Raw genomic sequence first — 21,219 nt, forward strand, 5'->3', positions numbered from 1 at the left:
AAATTAAACCGGCGGTAATAAAACCGCCAGTCTGTTTCTGTTGTTATTTTGCATAATAAGAGATGTTGCCATCGATATCTTTTGCAGGGAAATCAATCACGCCAGACGTAGCGTCACCCCATACAAAAATTGAATCATCGGTTTTCAATGCGGCAAAAGCGCGGGTATTACTATAAATAGCGGCGACATCATTCAGGCCTGGAATAAATGAATTGCGACCACCCGTGTCGGGATCCCCCCAGGTAATAACCCGTCCTGCTCTGGTCAATGCGGCAAAGCTGCTGCCGTTCGCGCTAAGGGAGACGATATTGTTCAGCAACGACTCGACTGCGCTTATATCTCCGCCATAGGCCTCATTTCCCCACGCAATGACGGTACCGTCACTGCACAGTGCGGCAAAGGCACCATAGGTGCTTTTTACATCGATAATGTCGGTTCTCGATTTATACTCTTCTGGTAAGCTGTTGCCATAGCTACTGTTACCCCAGCACGCAACGCCGCCATTTGAGAGCATTGCCGTATAGGCCGACTCTGTTGAAATAAGCCGCGTGGCGTTATCGATCGTGCTTACTGCATTGGCATTGCCGCCGTAATCGGTATCACCCCACGCTGCAATTTTACCGTTGACGAGAACAGCGAAAGCACGGCGGCTGGCGCAGCAATCATCGATACCGCTAAGAGAGCTAACGGTTTCAGGTACTGCCCCGCCAGTACCTGTGCTGCCCCATGCAAAAATATTGCCGGCCCGATTAATAACTGCAAATGCATTTTCATTGGCAACGATTGACTGGATGTCACTCATCGCTGCAATATTCTCAGGAACGGATAGATCAAACGATTCGCTGCCGTCAGCTCCCCACCCCCAGGTTTGAATATAGGGATAGAGTAGCGAACGCAGAGCATAGGTTCCTCGGGCGGCTTTAATATCCTCGACGCTGCGCAGCAGCGCTACGCTGGCAGGAATGTCTCCACCTTCGGCTGTATCTCCCCAGGCGAAAACAGAGCGATCGGTACGGATTGCCGCGAAAGAACCGTATGCAGCGTAGAGTGATTGCACATCATGATTAATACTGACGGGAAGCGTATAACCACCGTTGGTTGCCATACCCCATCCCACATAGCTGCCGCTATTTAATCTTGCAGCAAATGCGCCTGCGGAAATGTCTGTATCGGTCCACTCACCGTTGCCCAAAATATTAGCGACGTTGAGGGTAAAGGTATCGCCATGAATGTTGCTAACGTTGAGATATTGATCGGGCTGCGTATCGATAAAGTAGCTATTAATGGTGTAATTAGCGTCATTTTCATAACGCCAGACGACGGATATCGGCATAAGCGTTTGCGGATGGAGCGCGACCAGATAGCCTCTCTGTACCTGACCCGCCCCGCGGATAGAGCTGCGCGCGCCACGGATAATAGCGAATTTTTCAGAGGAGGCTACGGTAATGCTGTACGATTTTGAGCTGCCGTTGGCGAGGCGTGCCATAACGGTAGCGGTGCCGGTATCGCCTTTATCTGTCAGGGCAACCGTAGCCATGCCGCTATCGTTGGTCAGGGTGGCGCTGGCGCTAAGGCTACCGAGAGTTGTGTTCCAGTCAACGGAGATGTTAGTCATCGGCAGGCCCGTCGTGGAATCAATGACGGTAGCCGTGAAGGTCGCGGTGTCGATACCGCTGTTTACAATAGTGGCTTTATCACTGGTCAGGCTGTCGATTTGCGTTGTGGCAGGCAGAGAGGCATCGGAAAGCACAACAAGCCAGGAGCCGTCAGGCTGCAAGGCGGGTTCATTGAAGCTCCAGCCGTCCGGAAGTCCGGATACAGAAGAGAAGGTCAGCGTATCGTTGTTATAGATAAGCATTACAGAACCGGAGCCGGACCAGGTGACCGTGCCAGAAGCCTTGTCCTGTGTGCCGATGGTCAGAGATGCAAGGGTAGACGCACCATTAACATTCTGAATAAAGGCGAGTGCGCCGGGGGTGGCAAACGAAACAAAAGTTGTAACGCTGGTGGACGATCCTGGCACCAGGGAAGAAGAGGAAAAGCAGTTTTGTGCAATAAACTCCCCGCTAAGCTGTACAAAAACCGGTACTGCGAGGGTGGCATCAATACCGAGAAACTGTACCGGGTATTGAGGGGCAGGGAGGGCCAATGATATATCGGCAATATTGGCGGTGATGTACTGCTCTACATGGTCGCTATAGGCGAGATTCGGGTTACCGGTGTCAACGCCGCTCCACAAAAACGTGAACATGTTATCGGAGCCGGGAACAGAGACAGACTGTTCGGCCCATGAGGTCGCGGAAGAGGCGACAATACCCGTCTGCCCGTGCGCAACCCGTAGCGCATTACCCGCGTAGTTGGGCAGGGAGTAGAAAACCAGTGAGGAATCATTGACGTCAGTTATGGATGGTTCCATGAAAAAACTCCTTAAATAATAAATAGAATGAGAGAGAACCTTCAAGCAGGAGAAACTGTAACGTCAAGGAGTGGGTGAACTGTGCAAATAAAGCGGGAAAGGGTGTAAAATATGAAAATAAAACCCGTTATCCTACGTGGGAAATATTCTTGCTAAAAAATGAGATAAGGCCTAAATTTCAGGCCTTATCTGCGCTACATTGCCGGAATATAAATACTTGGTCCGGAGTTGAAAGCGCCCCCGCCATTAGATAGAGTCATATCGATAGTGCCTCCCTCCCAATCAGAGGTGGCAAGATTTAAGTTGTCAATAATAATATGCAGTGTTGCAGTCCAGTCCGAACCTGAAATATACGTCGAGGCGTTTTGTTGAATATAGCTGCTGGTGACTGAATAGGTTGTGTTGCTCAGATAAACGGACGAGGTGTCTGTCAAGTAAAGGGTTGTGGTAGGAGAACCTGGATTATTACCACTCAGTGGGTTTGTATAAAATCTAAATACATAATGTTGCCCTCCTGGATAATTGCGCGCGATCAGCTCAAAGCTGATTGTTCCTGCTCTTGAGCCTTTTTTGACGTTGGATGCGGTAAACTGTGGGAAATCAGACGATCCAGATATCGCTTGAAGGGTGACAGACTTGCTGTCGCCATTCTCCAGCGCAGCGGTGACGGTAATGGATCCCTCTTGGGTTGCTATGAGTGAAGTAGATGCATTGCCTTGTGCGTTAGTTTCGCTCTCCTGGCTAGCCAATTTACCTGACGTTGTTGTCCAGCGTACAGTTGCATATTGCAACGGGAGCTGCTGCCCATCAACCACGTTTGCGGTAATCAACGCCACATCTTTACCATTCACAAGAAGTGTATCTTTATTACTCGTCAGTGTGCTAATCGAACTCTGCTCGTTTTTTATAATAAGAGGAATGGTATATTCTCCGGAAAGAGCGGTTGTGGTTACCGATCCTAAGCGTAAATCCTGTGAGTCCCCGCCTGCGAGCATGACGACAGGCATCTGTTTTTCTTTATCCCATGCGGCAATCAATGATGTTTCATATGTCCAGGTTGCACTCCCCGCAGCATCTAACGTACCGACCAGGAGCGGTATTGTTGTCGTACTTTGGGTTATGTCCATAACCGCAATAATACCCATGTTGCTTTTACCCGCATCACTGAAGGTGGCGGTTATCATTGCTGATGGCCAGCTTTGTTTGGCACAGGCAACCAGCATGGATGTGGGATCGGAAGAGAGCAGGGTGCTTCGTATGACAATATCATTACTGCCTAATGCGGTTGCTGCGACCTGAGAAAAGGTCTCTAAACCATAAAGCGAGGTGAGATCGGCAACATCCGTTACGTCAAAGCTATCGGCATAGCCCCAAAAATTGAAAGTATTTTCATCCTGAATAACTGTTCGACTTAGTAAGCGTTCAGCACCAACTCTGGCTGACTTCCAGAGCCATTGGCGTAGCGTTGTTCGCAGATAGATACTGCCATGCTCTTCAAGCTCCAACATCTCTCCCTGATAACTGGCCTCGCGGTAAAACGTAGCGTTACCAGACGAAGTCACCAGGCTAATTGTCTGCGATTTAGCGCTGCCGCTGCTGATACGCGCCATTACCGTAGCGGTACCGGCGTCTCCTGTATCTGTCAGGGCAACGGTGGCAATGCCGCTACTGTCAGTTAACGAGGTGCTGGTGCTGAGATCGCCAAGCGTCGTATTCCACTCAACGGAGACGTTAGCGAGCGCCAGACCGGATGCGGAGTCGGTGACGGCGGCAGAGAAGATGGCCGTGTCGGTGCCATTATTTTCTATGTTGGTTTTGTTGCTGGTCAGGCTGCTGATCTCTGCCGTCGCGGGCAGGGAAGTAGCAGAGAGCATGACAAGCCAGGAGCCGTCAGCCTGACGCGCCGGATTACCGAAGGACCAGCCGTCCGGAAGCCCCGAGACAGAGGCGAACGTCAGCATGTCATTATTGTAGATGAGCATGACGGAGCCGGAATCGGTCCAGGTCACTGTGCCCGATGATCCGTCAAACGAGCCGAACAGAAGCGAGGCAAGCGCGGACGCGCCGTTTATATTCTGGATAAAGGCGATAGCACCCTGATTGATGGGTGACGTAAAGGTGGAAACGTGGGTAGTCGATCCGGGTACCAGGGTTGAGGAGGCAAAACAGTTTTGCGCGCTGAACTCTCCGCTAAGCTGCACAAAAACCGGTACCGCAAAGTTGGCATCAATACCGAGAAACTGCACCGGGTACTGTGGGTCAGGAAAGGCAGATTCAATGTCAGGGATATTGGCGGTGATGTACTGCTCAAGATGGCCGTTATAGACGAAACTCGGGTTGCCGGTGTCAACGCTGCTCCACAAAAAAGCGAACATGTTATCGGAGCCGGGAACGGAGACAGACTGTTCTACCCATGAGGTTGCGGAAGAGGCGACGATTCCCGTCTGGCCGTGCACAACGGGCAGTGCAGTACCCGCATAATTAGCCAGTGAGTAGAATACCAGTAATGAAGACTGGACGTCAGTGACGGATGATTCCATGATAAAATTCCTCAAACAGAAGATAAAAATAGAAAGAAGCTACAGGGCCCTGAAACTGTAACGGCAATGGAAGAGTAGGCTGGGCAAATAAAGCAACAAAAGGAGTGAAATAGGAAGAAGTGCGTTCTTAATTGCTTACTATTGATGTGTTTCAGTGATTTTAACTTCCCGGCAGCAGGTAAATCGGTGCGGTTTCGAACACCTGCTTAACCCGCGCTTCACCCAAAGAGGCGCGGGTTAATAGCAGTTAAATATCAGCGATCGTTTCAGTTTGAATAGCAATGGGTGGGAATGAAATAAAAACAATATCAGAACTGACCACGGAACCAGAGGCTTTGGGAAGGCTGATGGTAAAATTCACGGTTTCGGCCATCGTATCCAGTATTGCGACGCTACAGGAGCCATCTTCATAGAGAGGGATATCGGCTACGGAAAAAAGATAGCCCTCCATTGTCGCATTACTTGAGTTAAGGCTAACGCGGGCGGTAGTAATATCTTCAGAGGGGTAAGAACGAATATAAATATGCCCTTGAGAGCGGCCATTTGCCGCTGCACCCGTGGAGATCGCATAGCCCGTTAACGAGCCCGTTCCCGGCAAATAGTCACCGAACATCATGCTGGCCGTTGCCGTCATGCCGGGGTTCGTGGTGAGATAGGCGCTAATGCTGGTTAATCCTGGCGCAAGGCTAAACACATGCAGAATTGCGCTGCCGTTCTCATCGAGATTATTTTGCCATATTGAGGTGCCTGTTTCGTTGAAATAAGCATTTGGTGAAAGCGAAACAGTAACACCAGCCCCGGCAGGACCGGAAATGGTTAGGGTATTGACGGGAACAACCGGCGCGCTGGTATTATCCCGCCAAGGCGCGCCCGTTGCGGCATTCAGATAAAGTTGAGTCGTTGATTTTATCATAATATTTACCTAAGTATTTAAGGATTCAGCATTCACCTCTTGCGCTACTCCAAGCCTGGTAGCTGACATCGGGCGCAAGACTGGCAGGCCTCATATAAAATCTATTGTTCCAGATAACAGATAATCACTGTGAAACCCGGAAACTATATCGATAATTGAAGGCTGCGGTCGGTCAAAAAAAAGTACGTAGGATGTTTAAAAAAGGGAAGAGATGTTAGGTAGTAAAGTTTGGGCAGGACGATAATATTGGTTAAAAAATAAGGTTGCTATTTTGCTGGATAATAATATGAAAACAGAATTGAGGAGGGTACTGCGAAGATTTGGTGCGTCCGAGTGGACTCGAACCACCGACCCCCACCATGTCAAGGTGGTGCTCTAACCAACTGAGCTACGGACGCACTAAGAAGATGGTGCGTTCAATTGGACTCGAACCAACGACCCCCACCATGTCAAGGTGGTGCTCTAACCAACTGAGCTATGAACGCAACGTTGTGTGTGACAACGGGGACGAATATTAGCGGCAGGCGGCGGCTGTGGCAAGCAGAAAAAAGCACTTTTATCACTGATTTCACGCGATTGCGGAACAACTGCACAAAACGTTGATAAAACAGCCGCCCGCAGGCGGCTAATGGTGAATTATCGTGCAGCGCGCTGGAGGATCACGCTTGAGGGCTGGCGCTGCAGGAAGCGCATCCGCAGCATCATTAGGATCGCCGCCGAGGTCAGGCCAATGATAAAGCCCATCCAGAAACCTGCCGGACCCATGCGGTCGACGACCAGGTCGGTCAGCGCCAGCACGTAGCCGCTCGGCAATCCCAGCACCCAGTAGGCGATGAAGGTAATGAAAAAGATCGAACGCGTATCTTTATAGCCACGCAGAATGCCGCTGCCCACCACCTGAATGGAGTCGGAGATCTGATAGATTGCCGCCAGCAGCATCAGCTGCGCCGCCAGGTGCACTACCTCGGGGTTATCGTTGTAGAGTAGGGCGATCTGCTCCCGCAGGGATACGGTAAAGATCGCGGTAATCACCGCCATGCAGACGCCGACGCCCAATCCGGTGCGTGCCGCGGTCTGCGCGTCAAGGGTCGACCCCTGACCCAGGCGAAAACCGACGCGAATGGTGACTGCCGCCGCCAGCGACATCGGCAGGACAAACATCAGCGAGCTAAAGTTGAGGGCAATCTGGTGGCCTGCCACATCAACAATGCCCAGCGGAGAGACCAGCAGCGCCACCACGGCAAACAGGGTTACCTCAAAGAACAGCGCCAGTGCAATAGGCAGGCCGAGCTGTACCAGGCGTTTAAGAACGCTGAAGTCAGGCTTAGCAAAGTGCTGATCCTGGCGGATATCGCGCATGGAGCGGGCGCGTTTAATGTATGAGAGCATACAGATAAACATCACCCAGTAGACCGCTGCGGTAGCCACGCCGCAGCCGACGCCGCCCAGCTCCGGCATGCCGAAGTAACCGTAGATAAAGATATAGTTAACCGGGATATTCACCAGCAGGCCGATAAAGCCAAAGACCATGCCGGGTTTGGTCTTTGCCAGCCCTTCACACTGGTTACGCGCCACCTGGAAGAAGAGGTAGCCAGGCGCGCCGCAGAGCAGGGCGCGAAGGTAGCGTACGGCTTTGTCCGCCAGCTCTGGATCGATGTTATGCATAGCATGAATAATATGCCCGGCATTCCAGAGCACGATCATAATTAACACGGAGACAAAGCCCGCCAGCCAGAACCCCTGGCGCACCTGTTGGGCAATGCGATCCCGTCGGCCTGAACCGTTAAGTTGCGCGATGACCGGCGTTAGAGCCAGCAGCAGGCCGTGGCCAAAGAGGATCGCCGGTAGCCAGATGGAGGTTCCGATCGCGACCGCCGCCATGTCGGTGGCGCTGTAGCCACCCGCCATGACGGTATCAACAAATCCCATGGCGGTTTGTGCAACTTGCGCAAGGATCACTGGGATAGCCAGCGCCAGCAGCTGGCGCGCTTCGATATAATACTTCTGCACGGAAACACCTGTATATTGTTGTTATAGGGAAGCATAAAAAAGCCGCCTTAGCTGGCAGCAAGAAGAGGTTGCAGGATAAATAGCCAGTCCATTGTAACGGGGAAAAGCGAATATGCCAGAGAAAAAACAGCCTGGGCGGGTGCCGCGCTGGCAACCTCTTTTTCCACCTGTTATTGTGCAATTATCAAAACGGCTTGCGCCGAATTAATGGTTACAGGAGTGGTAGGCATGTTTACTGGTATTGTACAGGGCACGGCAAAAGTCGTCTCCATTGATGAAAAACCCAACTTCCGCACTCACGTCGTTGCGCTGCCCGAGCCGATGCTGCCGGGTCTGGAGACCGGTGCCTCCGTGGCGCATAACGGCTGCTGCCTGACCGTTACCCGCATCAACGGGCCGCTGGTGAGCTTTGACCTGATGAAAGAGACGTTGCGTATCACCAACCTCGGCGAACTGAGCGTTGGCAGCGAAGTGAACGTTGAGCGTGCCGCGAAGTTCAGCGATGAGATCGGCGGCCATTTGATGTCGGGACATATTATTACTACTGCCGAAGTCGTTAAGATTTTGGCGTCCGAAAATAACCGTCAGATCTGGTTTAAAGTTCAGGATGCAAGTCTGATGAAGTATATTCTTTATAAAGGGTATATCGGCGTGGACGGTATTAGCCTGACGGTAGGTGAGGTCACGCCGACGCGTTTCTGCGTGCATCTGATCCCGGAAACCCTTGAGCGCACCACGCTGGGCAGTAAAAAGCTCGGTCATAAGGTGAATATTGAGATCGATCCGCAGACTCAGGCCATTGTCGATACGGTAGAGCGCGTGCTGGCCAGCCGGGAGGCAGCGATGATTGCCGCCTCGGTCAGCGGCAGCGAAGAGTGACTAAATAAAAAACCCCGGCGAGCCGGGGTTTTTTGATCGCATTCGTTAGCGTGCCACCCGCAACCCGTTTTCTACGCCGCGGCTGAACATCACCTGCCAGAGCTGAATATCACGTGCGCGGAACGCACCGGCGCAGGCATTCAGATAGTAGCTGAACATGCGCTTAAAGCGCTCGGAGTAGTTGTCGGCAATTTCTGGCCACGTGGCCATAAACCGCTCATGCCAGGCCATCAGCGTGGTATCGTAATCTGCACCAAAGTTATGCCAGTCCTCCATAATAAAATGGGGTTCGCTGGCATTAGCAATCTGGCGCACCGACGGCAGGCAGCCGTTGGGGAAGATATACTTGTCAATCCACGGATCAACGTTGTTATCGGTTATTTTCGAGCCGATAGTGTGGAGCAGGAACAGGCCCTCAGGCTTGAGGTTGCGATCGACCACTGCAAAATAGGTGGCGTAGTTTTTCGGACCGACGTGCTCAAACATACCGACGGAGACCACCCGGTCGAACTGATCTTTCAGATCGCGATAATCCTGCAGCAGGATAGTCACATCCAGCCCCTCGCAGCGCGCCTGGGCCATCTTCTGCTGCTCTGCTGAGATGGTGACGCCGGTAACGCTGACGCCATAGTTTTTAGCCATAAAGTAAGCCAGGCCACCCCAGCCGCAGCCGATGTCCAGCACGCGCATGCCGGGCTGCAGCTGCAATTTTTCACAGATTAGCCGCAGTTTGGCCTGCTGCGCCTCCTCCAGCGTCTGCGCCTCTTTCCAGTAGGCGCAGGAGTACTGCATATAGGGATCGAGCATGCGGCTAAAGAGATCGTTACCAAGATCGTAGTGCTCTTTGCCTACTATCCAGGCACGCTTCTGGCTTTGCAGGTTGAACACCCGCGCTGCCGCAATGCGGAGGGTATCCTTGACGTGGCGCGGCATCTGGTTTTCCAGGCCAGCGCGGAGAACCTTGCTAAAGAACATATCCAGCCGGTCACACTCCCACCAGCCGTCCATGTAGCTCTCGCCCAGCCCAAGCGAGCCTTCCTTTAGCACGCGCTTAAAAAAACGGGGGTTTTTAACCCGGATATCCGAGGGGGCGGTGCCGTTAATGTTGATGCCCGCGCGGCCTAACAGTTCGCTTGCGATACGGAACCAGTTATCGCTCTGTATGTTGACTTCTTCTATACACGATGAACTCATAGCTTCTCCATCACCCTATGTGATCAGAACCTTCAAACAGCGTAGACGCTTTTAATGGTTTGTGAGAAATCCCACGGAACGGGCCGTGAGCTTGATATCCGACGTAGAACAGAGGAAGGGAGATCGCCCTTGCCGAAAATGCCGTCCATGGAAGAACAGGCGCACTCCGACGCCTGTTAATACCTATTATTTTAACGCTTAAGAATTATCGAATTGAGTATAGGCCGCAAAAAAGGGTCGTTCAACCCATTATGATTAGTTAACTAATTATTTTACTGCTTGTTTTGTATCCAATAGCCTAGTCCGGCAAGCATGACGGTCAGCAGCATCACGCTGGTCGTGGTGAGCAGAGGCGTAGCGATAAGCGTTGAGACCAGCAGACTGGCGAAAAAGCAGAGGCCCAGCTGGAGAGTATTTTGCAGCGCCGCTGCGCGTCCCGCACCCTGTGGAAAAGGACTTAGCGCCTGAGCCACGACAATGGGATAGATCGCACCGTTCGCCATCGCCATGACGCAGAACGGCACCAGCAGCAGGGTTAGTGAAACCTGCGGGATAAAAGAGACCAGCCAGACGGCAATCACGCTCAGCGCATAGAGCGCCAGCAGCCAGGGCAGCATGCGTGGCCCCTGCCAGCGCTGCAGGGCGGCACGACAGCCGTAGCCGCCCACCAGAAAGGCAATCGTCTGCGGGACGTAGCTTAAGCCAATCGCGGTAGGACCGTATCCCAGCGCGCTCAGGATAAACGGCGAGCCGGTAAGCCAGGCGAAAAAGCTGGCCGAGCAGGCGGCATAGATCATCACGTTTCCGCAGTAAAAGCGGGAGCGTAACAGCAGTCCGAAGGTCACGGGAGCCGTCTGCGGCTGGTTTTTCCTCGCTGGCTTTTTAAGACGCAGCGCGGGAAGCATAAGCCCTAGCGTAATCACGAACAGCACCGCGAAGATGGTCTGCCAGTGGGAGTGGGCAAGGATCCAGCTCCCCAGCAGCGGGGCGAGGGCGGGTGACAGTCCAACCAGCGGCATGATGGTAGCAAAGATGCGGTTGACCCGCTGGGCCGGATAGTAGTCCGTGACCAGCGTCTGCCAGGTCACCGCTGCGGCACACACTCCCACGGCCTGGACAAAACGCAGTGCCAGCAGCGTGGTGCCATCACGCACCCACAGCATACCGAGGCAGCCGAAAGCAAACAGCCCCAGCCCGCAGAGCAGTATCGGCTTACGGCCAAAGCGATCCGAGAGCGGCCCCCAGGCCAGCTGGGCGAGGGCGAAACCGGCCAGAAACAGGCTCAGGCTGGCGCTAACCGCTGATGCAGGCGTATTGAGATCCTGCTGAATGGCCGTAAACGCCGGCAGGTACATATCCGTCGCCAGAAAGCCCAGCACGCTTAATCCTGCTAGCCAGACTAAAAATCCTTTACCAGGTAACATCATCTTTCCTTCTTCTTATCTTTTCACAATAGTGGTGTAACAGCGCAGGTGACAAAGCCGCAAAGTGTAGGCAGTGCATTATCGGTTGTGAAACGGTAATATTTGCGCAGTGCATTCAAATTTTTTGCAGGCAGATTATGTGGTCAGATTACTCTCTTGAAGTGGTAGATACCGTTGCCCGTACCGGTAGCTTTAGCGCCGCAGCGCAGGAGCTGCACCGGGTTCCCTCGGCGATTAGCTATACCGTACGTCAGCTGGAGGAGTGGCTGGCCGTATCGCTGTTTGAGCGACGGCACCGGGACGTGGTACTTACGCCAGCGGGCAGCTGGTTTTTGCAGGAGGGGCGCTCTGTCATCAAAAAAATGCAGGTCACCCGGCAACAGTGCCAGCAGATCGCTAACGGCTGGCGCGGCCAGCTGGCTATCGCGGTGGATAACATTGTTCGGCCCGAGCGCACCCGGCAGATGATTGTCGACTTCTATCGCCATTTTTCAGACGTTGAGCTGCTGGTGCAAAAAGAGGTATTTAACGGCGTCTGGGACGCGCTGGCTGACGGGCGCGTGGAGCTGGCCATTGGGGCCACCCGAGCAATACCGGTGGGTGGGCGCTTTGCTTTTCGCGATATGGGGATGCTCAACTGGCGCTGCGTCGTGGCCGCCCATCACCCGCTGGCGGGTATGAGTGGCCCGCTGAGCGATGACGTCCTGCGCGGCTGGCCGTCGCTGGTGTGGGAGGATACCTCCCGGCTGCTGCCCAAACGGATCACCTGGCTGCTGGATAACCAACGGCGTATGGTGGTGCCTGACTGGACCTCTTCCTCCGCGTGCCTGAGTGCCGGACTGTGCGTGGGTATGGTGCCAGGCCATTTTGCCAGGCCGTGGCTCGATTGCGGTGAGTGGGTGGAGCTGCAGCTGGAGGAGCCTTTTCCAGACGCGGCCTGCTGCCTGACGTGGCAGCAGAACGATAACTCACCCGCGCTGGGCTGGCTGCTGGACTATTTAGGGGATAGCGAAACGCTTAACCGGGAGTGGCTGCGGGAGCCAGAGTAGCCGGCTCCCGAAGTACATCAACGTCAGAGTATTAACGACGGTAGTCGCGGAAGGGACCGTCAGCCACCGAGCGGCGCTCGATCAGTCGAGGGTGAACCTCAATTGACTGCGACTCTTCACGCTTGTTGACGATGCGGTCCATCAGCATAGTGAACGCCGTCTCCCCCAGCGAGTCTTTTGGCTGGTGGATGGTGGTCAGTGCAGGGGTAAAGAAGCGGGCGTTACGCACGTTATCATAGCCGATCAGCGAAACATCCTGCGGCACGCGTAGACCCATCTCGTCGACGGCGCAGAGCGCACCCATCGCCATGACATCGCCACCGCAGAACACGGCGGTAGGGCGGTGCGGCTGGGAGAGGATCTGCTGCATGGCACGGTAGCCGGATTCCGGTTCAAAGTCACCCTGCACAATCCAGTTCTCCGGCACGCTGATCAGCGCCTCTTCCATGGCTTTCATAAAGCCAGCCAGACGACCCGCGCCGGTGTTGCGCTCAAGGGGGCCGGGGATCACGCCGATCTCGCGGTGTCCGCGTTCGATCAGGTAGCGGCCCGCCATATAGCCACCCTCAAAGGCGTTATCGATCACCGAGTCGGTGAAGTCCGCTTTCGCCTCGCCCCAGTCCATGACCACCATAGGGATATGGCGATACTCCTCCAGCATGCTGAGCAGCGGAGCAGGGTATTCAGAACACATCACCAGCAGGCCGTCGACGCGCTTCTGTGCCATCATCGAGAGATAGGCACGCTGTTTTTCCAGGTTGTTCCAGGCGTTGCCCAGGATCAGGGTATAGCCCTTCTGGAAGCAGTTCTTCTCAACCGCCTCGATAATCTCAGCAAAATAGGGCGCTTCGCTGCTGGTTGCCAGCAAGCCAATCGATTTAGTGTGATTAACCTTCAGGCTGCGAGCCACGGCGCTCGGGGAATAGTGCAGCTCTTTAATGGCTGCCCACACCGCATTACGCGTCTCTTCCGCCACGAAGCGGGTTTTGTTAATAACATGTGATACGGTTGTGGTGGAAACGTTTGCTCGTTTCGCTACGTCTTTTATCGTTGCCATTCAATGTCACTCCAGACCACGACGTAAGCTCCTGAAAATAGTGTAGGTAAACGTTTGCCTCTCTTCAGCCTGCACGCAACTTTTGGGGATGCGATTCGCCGGGAAAACGACACGGAACGTCAGGAGGGGTCTATGGCCGGTACGCGAATAAATTTAGCGTGGAATTTTGTCTTATCTTGATGAAAAGGGGAAGCGTTAAAACGCATATCACCTCAAATCAAAGAAGATTTTTGCCTATAAATGTGTAAAATGAGCTGGCTCACTTTTTGTGGGGTAATAAGAATGGAGAGAGATTGATGAGTGCAGATCTGAAGTTTTCCCTGATGACTACCGTTGTCGTGCTGGGCCTGATTGTTGCTGGTGCGCTGACCGCTGCGTTAAATTGATTTAGCGTGAGGGAGAGTGCTCTCCCTCTGCTCTTCGCCTGCCTTTTCCGCCCTCGCTAATTGTTATCAAAATGGCAATAAACTTTTGTTAGATTGATAACTTCTGTTTTTTTGTGATAAATGTCATGCTTTTGGCTTCTTGTGACGGTGTCGCCTGTTCGACACGGCAATTCTGGAGTCAAAATATGAAAATTAACTTTCCCCTGCTGGCCCTGGCGATTGGGGCATTTGGCATTGGTACCACTGAATTCTCTCCGATGGGCCTGCTGCCGACTATCGCTCGAGGGGTAGATGTCTCTATACCGGCAGCGGGAATGCTCATTAGCGCCTACGCCATTGGCGTAATGGTGGGGGCACCGCTGATGACGCTGCTGCTCTCCCATCGTGCTCGCCGTAGCGCGCTGATCTTCCTGATGGCGATCTTTACCCTGGGCAACGTGCTGTCAGCTATCTCCCCGGACTACACCACCCTGATGCTGTCGCGCATTATCACCAGCCTTAACCACGGCGCATTCTTTGGCCTCGGTTCGGTGGTTGCGGCAAGCGTAGTACCGAAAGAGAAGCAGGCCAGCGCGGTAGCCACCATGTTCATGGGGCTAACTATTGCTAACATCGGCGGCGTACCGGCGGCAACCTGGCTGGGTGAAACCATCGGCTGGCGGATGTCGTTTCTTGCCACGGCGGGCCTCGGTGTGATCTCAATCCTGAGCCTCTTCTTCTCCTTGCCGAAAGGCAGTGCCGGGGAGCGTCCAGAGGTACGTAAAGAGCTGGCCGTGCTGGTGCGTCCGCAGGTGCTGTCTGCGCTGCTGACTACCGTGCTGGGAGCAGGAGCGATGTTTACCCTTTACACCTATATCGCGCCAGTGCTGCATGAGATCACCCATGCTACGCCGCTGTTTGTTACCGCGATGCTGGTGCTGATAGGCGTTGGCTTCTCCATTGGTAACTACCTGGGCGGTAAGCTGGCGGATCGCTCCGTGAGCGGTACCCTGAAGGGCTTTTTCCTGCTGCTGATCGTGATTATGCTGGCGATCCCGCTTCTGGCGCGTAACGAGCTGGGCGCGGCGGTAAGCATGGTCATCTGGGGTGCCGCGACCTTTGCCGTGGTGCCGCCGCTGCAGATGCGTGTGATGCGCGTAGCCCATGAGGCACCAGGCCTGTCGTCATCCGTTAATATCGGTGCGTTTAATCTCGGTAACGCGCTGGGCGCAGCCGCGGGTGGGGTAGTGATCTCCAGCGGGCTAGGGTACAGCGTTGTTCCGGTGACCGGGGCGCTGATTGCGGTTCTGGCGCTGCTGCTGGTGCTAATTTCAGGACGTGGCCAGGCCGAACGGGAATACGCGGTCGAGTAACGGTGAAGAAAAAGCCCCGCCACGGCTGGCGGGGCTCTGCATTAACGAAGGGTTTTAGAGGTCATTACCCGGCGTGCGCCGACATAGTGGCGCTGCCAGTAATCTTCGCTCAGGGAGGTGATCTGAATATCCTGGCCGCTGCGCGGAGACTGAATGAATTTACCGTTACCGACGTAGACGCCGACGTGATCGGCGGTGCCCCGGCCCTGGGTACGGAAGAACACCAGATCGCCGCTCTGCAACTCACCGGTATTTACCGGAGAGGCATCGCGCAGGTGATACATCTCATTGGCCGTCCGTGGAATGCGGAACTTAACCAAATCTTTATAAGCGTAATAGACCAGACCGCTGCAATCGAAGCCGGTTCGCGGGGAGGAGCCACCCCAGCGATAGGGTTTGCCGATCTGATCCATCAATTTATTCATTGCCGTCTTCTGGGCTTTTTGCACCCGGGCCTTATGCAGATCCGCCAACGTCTCTGGTTGGCCCTCTTTTGCCTTTATGCAGCGTGCCTTATGGCCTTTACGCGCGGTGCACTTTTGCGCCATAGCGACGGAAGCCGTTTTATCTGGGCTGTTTTTTGTACGGCGGGAGGCGACTTTGCTGGCTTTCGTGCTGTTTGAAGCGCGTTTGGTGCTGGAGGAGGCGGTTTTGGAAACGCTGGTTTTTTTATCTCTCTTTTTAGTGCTGCTTTTTGCAGTGCCACTGCTTTTCTTTGAGGTCTTTTGGTTAGTGCTTTTACTTTTTCGCTCTGATGATTTTGCCAAATGCGTTTTTTGCACGGCAGAGGGCCGCGCCTGTTCGGACGCCCGGGCCAGCGGCGTGAACGTCAGCGAGGCAAAAACTAAAGCACAGAGCGTGATCGAGATTTTATTTATCCGCGCCACTGAGCAATCCCCTGAGTCAGTCAAGCAACTAATAATACTTGCGTGTGATTTACAAAACTCGTCGATTCTAAAGCATAAAATGCCAAAAGGTTAATAAACTTTTTGCATCACAGCGCTATTTCGTTAGCAAGCGCAAAAAAAAGCACCGTTTATCCATTTTTAATGCTCACGAGATGAGCAGTTGTGAAGCCAAAACGCTAAGCAGCACAATTTTTACGGCAACTTTACCCTTCAGACGATAAACTAACGGTTGGTGAACAAAATGTTATTTTACCCGCTGGTGTGAAAAGCTAGAATGTCACATCACGCCGTAAGAAGTTAAGGAAGCAAGACAATGAGCACAACCGTAGAGAAAATTCAGCAGCAGATCGCTGAAAACCCGATCCTTCTGTATATGAAAGGCTCCCCTAAACTGCCAAGCTGCGGCTTCTCCGCCCAGGCGGTGCAGGTGCTCTCCGCCTGTGGCGAGCGTTTTGCCTATGTTGATATCCTGCAGAACCCGGATATCCGCGCTGAGCTGCCAAAATACGCTAACTGGCCGACCTTCCCGCAGCTGTGGGTAGACGGCGAACTGGTTGGCGGCTGCGATATCATCATCGAGATGTACCAGCGCGGTGAGCTGCAGTCCCTGATCAAAGAGACGGCGGCGAAGCACAAAACGGAAGAGCCTGACGCAGAGTAAGCGTTTCGCACCGTATAAAAAAAGCCGCTCAATCGAGCGGCTTTTTTGTTTTACGGGCGGCGTTATGCCTCGTCAGCGACAATCGGCAGCGGCCAGCCGCCGAGTCGTTTCCAGCGGTTGACGATTTCACAGAACAGCAGGGCGGTCTGTTGCGTATCGTACAGCGCGGAGTGGGCCTGGGTGCTGTCAAACGGCAAGCCGGCGGCGGCACAGGCTTTTGACAAGACGGTTTGTCCCAGCGCCAGCCCGCTCAGGGCGGCGGTATCAAAAGTCACGAAAGGGTGGAACGGGTTACGCTTGAGCGAGGCACGTTCAGCCGCGGCCATCATAAAGCCGTGATCGAATGTGGCATTGTGAGCCACCATAATGGCGCGGTTGCAGCCAGAGTCTTTGATTCCTTTGCGCACCATTTTGAAGATCGCGTGCAGCGCATCGTATTCACTGACCGCCTCGCGCAGCGGGTCGCTGGGATCGATACCGTTGAACGCCAGCGCCTCAGGCACCAGGTTGGCCCCTTCAAAGGGTGCAACCTGGAAGTGAAGGGTGCTGTCCGGCATCAGCCAGCCGTCGTTATCCATTTTTAGCGTTATGGCGGCAATGTCCAGTAGCGCATCGGTTTTGGCATTAAACCCGGCGGTTTCAACATCAATCACGACAGGGTAAAAACCACGGAAACGGTCGCAAAGACCGGTGAGCTGTGCGTTATCGGACATAGGATCTCTTAATACAGGAAAAAGCAGCGCGCATTATGGCAAACTTTGGGTAGGGATTGTATAGCACAGATGAAACAACGGGCGCAGAAAGCGCCCGTAGAGATCAGTTACCCAGGCCGCGGCCTGCGTCTTTCTCTTCGATCAGTTCGATTTTATAACCGTCTGGATCTTCAACAAAAGCGATAACGGTGGTGCCGCCTTTAACCGGACCGGCTTCGCGGGTCACATTACCGCCGTTCTGACGAATACGCTCGCAGGCTTCTGCTGCGTTCTCCACGCTCAGGGCAATATGACCATAGGCGGTGCCCAGCTCGTAGCTATCTACGTCCCAGTTATAGGTCAGCTCAATCACCGCTTCGTCGCTCTCCGGGCCGTAGCCAACGAAGGCCAGCGAGTACTTATATTCGGTGTTTTCGCTGGTGCGCAGCAGCTGCATACCCAGAACCTTGGTATAGAACTCAATGGAGCGTTGCAGGTCGCCAACGCGCAGCATGGTGTGAAGTAAGCGCATAATATCCTCTTTCGTTTTTTTGCTCAGGCATTTAAGTCATAACGTCTATTTTAGTATAGCGGCGGATCCCTGCCGCTATCAATGCCAGTGACGGCGTACCCGGTTACAGCGTCGGGTAGTCAGTATAGCCTTCCGCGCCGCCGCCGTAGAAGCTCTCTGGGCGCTGCGGGTTCAGCTCGGCTTTGCGCTGCAGGCGCTCGACCAGGTCCGGGTTAGCAATGTAGTCGCGACCAAAGGCCACCGCGTCGATCAACCCTTTAGCGATCAGTTCTTCTGCTTTTTCTGGCGTATAGGCACCGGCACCGACGATCGGGCCGTGGAAGCGCGCGCGCACTTTTTCACGGAACTCGTCGGTGTAGGGCTGGCCACCGGCCCAGTCCGGCTCGGAGAGGTGCAGATAGGCGATGCCGCGTTTAGCTAACTCTTCGATCAGGTAGAGCGCATCCGCCTCTTCATTGTCACCGTTGTCGGTGTTCTGGAAAGTACCGATCGGTGAAAGACGGATGCCGATACGCTCCGCGCTCCACTCTTTGCTTACGGCGTCGACCACTTCCAGCACTAGGCGGGCGCGATTCTCGGCGCTGCCGCCGTACTCATCGGTACGATGGTTAGCTGACGGGGAGAGGAACTGGTGCAGCAGGTAGCCGTGGGCGGAGTGCAGCTCCACCAGGTCGAAACCGGCTTCGCGGGCGTTAGCTACCGCCTGGCGGAAGTCGTCAACGATGCCTGGGATCTCGCTAATATCCAGCGCGCGAGGCGTAGAGGTATCGACACGGATCGAGTTGCCATTTTCGTCACGCAGCGAGGTGCGGGTCCCTGCGTTAATGGCCGATGGGGCTACCGGCGCGTTGCCGCCCGGCTGGATGCTGGCGTGGGAGATACGACCGGTATGCCAGAGCTGCACAGCCATGTGGCCATTTTCCGCGTGAACGCCGTCGGTGATCTTTTTCCACGCCGCTACCTGCTCAGGGCTGTGCAGGCCAGGGGCACCGGCATAGCCTTTGGCCTGGGCAGAGATCTGCGTTGCCTCGCTGATGATTAACCCGGCGCTGGCGCGCTGGCGGTAGTATTCGCCCATCAGCGGAGTAGGGATATCGCCTGGCTCAATGCTGCGCAGACGCGTCAGCGGAGCCATAAAAACGCGGTTCGCCGCAGTAATCGCACCCACTTTCAGCGGGGTAAAGAGTTTGTTCGACATAACATCTCCTGAATAGACCGGTCGACTAGTTAAAGGTCAAATAAAACGCCTGCGTTACTCAGGCGTGATAAGTATTGTTTTAGCATGTGCTACCGCGCTCTCTAGCGGTAGAGCACTGCGAGAAATTTTAGCCTGCAAATTGGCACCCAGCCACAGAGCATAAAGTACCTGCCCCTGGGTGAAGGCATCACCCTCAAACGCCAGACAGCGGGTTTCGCGCCCGTTTTCCAGCGCCTCGGCCAGCAGCGCAATGACGCGGCTTGCGCCTCTGTCCATTGCGCTACGCATATCTTCCGAGAGATCGCACACTTCGGCAGAGAGCTTTACCGTCAGACAGCCGCTGATAATACCCTTCTGGCAGAACTGATTCAGCGTCTCCTGAAAGTAAGCGATCAGCCGATCGCGGTAGTTACCGCTGCCGTGTGCAAAATGATGCGCCAGCCGCTGGTGGTAGCCGACATAGTGACGCTCAAGCATGGCCACCCCGAACGCCTCTTTCGAGCGAAAATAGTGATAAAACGAGCCCTTCGGCACTTCCGCCGTCTTTAATAGCTCGCTTAGCCCCATGCCGGTAAACCCGCGATGCATGCAGAGCTGCTCGCCGGTTACCAGTAAGTGTTCGCGGGTATCATGTTCGGTATCTCTGTTCATGATCTTTACTCTAATAGACCATTTGGTCTAATGCAAGGGTTGCTTTCTGGCGGACGGGCGTCTTCAATAGTATGTATCGATCGTTAACAGGAGGAAGGACGTGCCGGAACAGCTGGAGTTTTTCCCCATTTTAAGCCCATGCCGGGGAATTTGTCAGACCGATGAGCAGGGTTACTGCCGGGGCTGCCTGCGCAGCCGGGATGAACGTTTTAACTGGCAGCGTATGAGCGATAGCGAAAAGCAGAACGTGCTGCGTCTCTGCCATCAGCGCGCCCTGCGCAAAAGGCGTGCCGGTAGCCAGCCGGCTGGCGAAGATCCGCAGCAGCCCTCACTGTTTTAAGCGCCGTTTTCCGTATACTCTCTGCCTATCTCTTTGCAAAGAAAGGAAGCGGTTATGGTTCAGCGTATTACCCTCGCACCCCAGGGGCCGGAATTTTCACGTTTCGTTATGGGCTACTGGCGTCTGATGGAGTGGAACATGTCTCCACGCCAGCTGGTCAGCTTTATTGAGGCGCATCTGGATCTGGGCATCACCACGGTCGATCATGCCGACATTTATGGTGGCTATCAGTGCGAAGCAGCGTTTGGCGAAGCGCTTAAGCTTGCGCCCCATCTGCGTGAGCGCATGGAGATCGTCTCTAAGTGCGGCATTGCCACTACCGCGCTTCCCGAGCACGTTATCGGCCACTACATTACCGATAAGCAGCACATTATCAGTAGCGCCGAGCAGTCGCTTGTCAACCTGGCAACCGATCGCCTCGATCTGCTGCTGATCCATCGTCCCGATCCGCTGATGGATGCCGACGAGGTCGCCGAGGCGTTTCTTCAGCTTCATCAGAGTGGAAAGGTACGCCACTTTGGTGTCTCTAACTTTACACCGGCCCAGTTTGCGCTGTTGCAGTCGCGTCTGCCGTTCACTCTGGCAACGAATCAGGTTGAGATCTCGCCGGTGCATCAGCCCCTGCTGTTAGACGGCACGCTGGATCAGCTTCAGCAGCTGCGCATTCGCCCCATGGCGTGGTCCTGCCTTGGCGGTGGGCAGTTGTTTAGCGATGAAGCTTTTCAGCCGCTGCGCGACGAGCTGGCTCAGGTTGCTCAGGAGATCAACGCTGAATCCATTGAACAGGTGGTTTATGCCTGGGTAATGGCGCTGCCGTCGAAGCCGCTGCCGATTATCGGCTCCGGCAAAATTGAGCGCGTGCGTGCGGCCATTGCCGCTGAAGCGCTCACGCTTACCCGCCAACAGTGGTTCCGCATCCGTAAAGCCGCGCTCGGGTACGACGTACCCTGATAGCTGATTATCTGATTCTCCGGTGAAATCTGCTTTCCTGTTTTAAACTTCAGGGGGAACAGACAC

General features: G+C 54.3%; 19 protein-coding genes and 2 tRNA genes. 7 read left to right on the plus strand and 14 right to left on the minus strand.

All coding sequences use genetic code 11. The features are described 5' to 3' along the window. Positions 1–43: 43 nt before the first annotated feature. The 6 genes from RTP97_RS11560 to mdtK form a co-directional block, all read right to left on the minus strand. Complete coding sequence (locus RTP97_RS11560) at positions 44–2,416, minus strand: Ig-like domain-containing protein (RefSeq protein WP_312413681.1); 2,373 nt, start codon at positions 2,414–2,416, stop codon at positions 44–46. Between the two features lie 194 nt (positions 2,417–2,610). Next, on the minus strand, positions 2,611–4,956 hold the full coding sequence (locus RTP97_RS11565; protein ID WP_312413683.1) for an Ig-like domain-containing protein: 2,346 nt from the start codon (positions 4,954–4,956) through the stop codon (positions 2,611–2,613). A gap of 247 nt (positions 4,957–5,203) precedes the next feature. Then, entirely contained in the window at positions 5,204–5,869 is a 666-nt protein-coding gene (locus tag RTP97_RS11570; RefSeq protein ID WP_312413685.1) for a hypothetical protein, read from the minus strand. Positions 5,870–6,190: 321 nt separating this feature from the next. After that, positions 6,191–6,267 (minus strand) — tRNA-Val (locus RTP97_RS11575). A gap of 10 nt (positions 6,268–6,277) precedes the next feature. Next, positions 6,278–6,354 (minus strand) — tRNA-Val (locus RTP97_RS11580). 151 nt (positions 6,355–6,505) lie between these two features. Further along, positions 6,506–7,879 (minus strand): MdtK family multidrug efflux MATE transporter, encoded by a 1,374-nt coding sequence (gene mdtK, locus RTP97_RS11585; RefSeq protein ID WP_312413687.1) that lies wholly within the window; start codon positions 7,877–7,879, stop codon positions 6,506–6,508. A gap of 228 nt (positions 7,880–8,107) precedes the next feature. On the opposite strand from mdtK, the gene RTP97_RS11590 reads away from it, so the two are divergent. Then, a complete protein-coding gene (locus tag RTP97_RS11590; protein WP_312413689.1) occupies positions 8,108–8,758 on the plus strand; it encodes a riboflavin synthase subunit alpha in 651 nt (216 codons plus the stop codon). 45 nt (positions 8,759–8,803) lie between these two features. On the opposite strand, the gene cfa is transcribed toward RTP97_RS11590, so the two are convergent. Both cfa and punC read right to left on the minus strand, forming a co-directional pair. Next, positions 8,804–9,952, minus strand: a complete 1,149-nt coding sequence (cfa, locus tag RTP97_RS11595; protein WP_312413690.1) for a cyclopropane fatty acyl phospholipid synthase — start codon at positions 9,950–9,952, stop codon at positions 8,804–8,806. A gap of 272 nt (positions 9,953–10,224) precedes the next feature. Next, positions 10,225–11,376 (minus strand): purine nucleoside transporter PunC, encoded by a 1,152-nt coding sequence (punC, locus tag RTP97_RS11600; protein ID WP_312413733.1) that lies wholly within the window; start codon positions 11,374–11,376, stop codon positions 10,225–10,227. Between the two features lie 137 nt (positions 11,377–11,513). Between punC and punR the strand changes: the two genes are divergently transcribed. Further along, on the plus strand, positions 11,514–12,425 hold the full coding sequence (gene punR / locus RTP97_RS11605; protein ID WP_312413692.1) for a DNA-binding transcriptional activator PunR: 912 nt from the start codon (positions 11,514–11,516) through the stop codon (positions 12,423–12,425). A 31-nt stretch (positions 12,426–12,456) separates the two neighbouring features. Here the strand turns inward: punR and purR are convergent, their stop codons facing one another. Next, on the minus strand, positions 12,457–13,482 hold the full coding sequence (gene purR / locus RTP97_RS11610; RefSeq protein WP_312413694.1) for an HTH-type transcriptional repressor PurR: 1,026 nt from the start codon (positions 13,480–13,482) through the stop codon (positions 12,457–12,459). Positions 13,483–13,778: 296 nt separating this feature from the next. On the opposite strand from purR, the gene RTP97_RS11615 reads away from it, so the two are divergent. Together RTP97_RS11615 and RTP97_RS11620 are read left to right on the plus strand one after the other, a co-directional pair. Next, positions 13,779–13,868, plus strand: coding sequence for a YnhF family membrane protein (locus tag RTP97_RS11615; protein ID WP_103820868.1), 90 nt, complete (start codon positions 13,779–13,781; stop codon positions 13,866–13,868). A 185-nt stretch (positions 13,869–14,053) separates the two neighbouring features. After that, entirely contained in the window at positions 14,054–15,220 is a 1,167-nt protein-coding gene (locus RTP97_RS11620; RefSeq protein WP_312413697.1) for an MFS transporter, read from the plus strand. Positions 15,221–15,261: 41 nt separating this feature from the next. Here RTP97_RS11620 and RTP97_RS11625 read toward each other — a convergent pair whose 3' ends face one another. Then, on the minus strand, positions 15,262–16,107 hold the full coding sequence (locus tag RTP97_RS11625) for a C40 family peptidase (protein ID WP_312413699.1): 846 nt from the start codon (positions 16,105–16,107) through the stop codon (positions 15,262–15,264). Positions 16,108–16,441: 334 nt separating this feature from the next. On the opposite strand from RTP97_RS11625, the gene RTP97_RS11630 reads away from it, so the two are divergent. Then, a complete protein-coding gene (locus RTP97_RS11630; protein ID WP_312413701.1) occupies positions 16,442–16,789 on the plus strand; it encodes a Grx4 family monothiol glutaredoxin in 348 nt (115 codons plus the stop codon). A gap of 62 nt (positions 16,790–16,851) precedes the next feature. On the opposite strand, the gene rnt is transcribed toward RTP97_RS11630, so the two are convergent. The 4 genes from rnt to RTP97_RS11650 all read right to left on the minus strand — a co-directional run bounded on the left by rnt (position 16,852) and on the right by RTP97_RS11650 (position 19,862). Further along, positions 16,852–17,502 (minus strand): ribonuclease T, encoded by a 651-nt coding sequence (gene rnt / locus RTP97_RS11635; protein ID WP_312413702.1) that lies wholly within the window; start codon positions 17,500–17,502, stop codon positions 16,852–16,854. Between the two features lie 103 nt (positions 17,503–17,605). Continuing rightward, positions 17,606–18,013 carry a lactoylglutathione lyase gene (gene gloA / locus RTP97_RS11640; RefSeq protein ID WP_312413703.1) on the minus strand — a complete coding sequence of 136 codons (408 nt, stop codon included), beginning with the start codon at positions 18,011–18,013 and terminating at the stop codon, positions 17,606–17,608. A 103-nt stretch (positions 18,014–18,116) separates the two neighbouring features. Beyond that, positions 18,117–19,211 carry an alkene reductase gene (locus RTP97_RS11645; protein ID WP_312413704.1) on the minus strand — a complete coding sequence of 365 codons (1,095 nt, stop codon included), beginning with the start codon at positions 19,209–19,211 and terminating at the stop codon, positions 18,117–18,119. Between the two features lie 54 nt (positions 19,212–19,265). After that, positions 19,266–19,862 (minus strand): TetR/AcrR family transcriptional regulator, encoded by a 597-nt coding sequence (locus RTP97_RS11650; protein ID WP_312413705.1) that lies wholly within the window; start codon positions 19,860–19,862, stop codon positions 19,266–19,268. Between the two features lie 100 nt (positions 19,863–19,962). Here RTP97_RS11650 and RTP97_RS11655 point away from each other — a divergent pair, with 100 nt between their 5' ends. Further along, positions 19,963–20,202 (plus strand): DUF1289 domain-containing protein, encoded by a 240-nt coding sequence (locus RTP97_RS11655; RefSeq protein ID WP_312213413.1) that lies wholly within the window; start codon positions 19,963–19,965, stop codon positions 20,200–20,202. Positions 20,203–20,256: 54 nt separating this feature from the next. Continuing rightward, positions 20,257–21,153: an aldo/keto reductase family oxidoreductase gene (locus tag RTP97_RS11660; RefSeq protein WP_312413708.1), complete on the plus strand. Its 897-nt coding sequence runs from the start codon at positions 20,257–20,259 to the stop codon at positions 21,151–21,153. Positions 21,154–21,219: the final 66 nt, after the last annotated feature.

It is taken from the genome of Pseudescherichia sp. (assembly GCF_031998825.1).
GTDB lineage: Bacteria > Pseudomonadota > Gammaproteobacteria > Enterobacterales > Enterobacteriaceae > Pseudescherichia.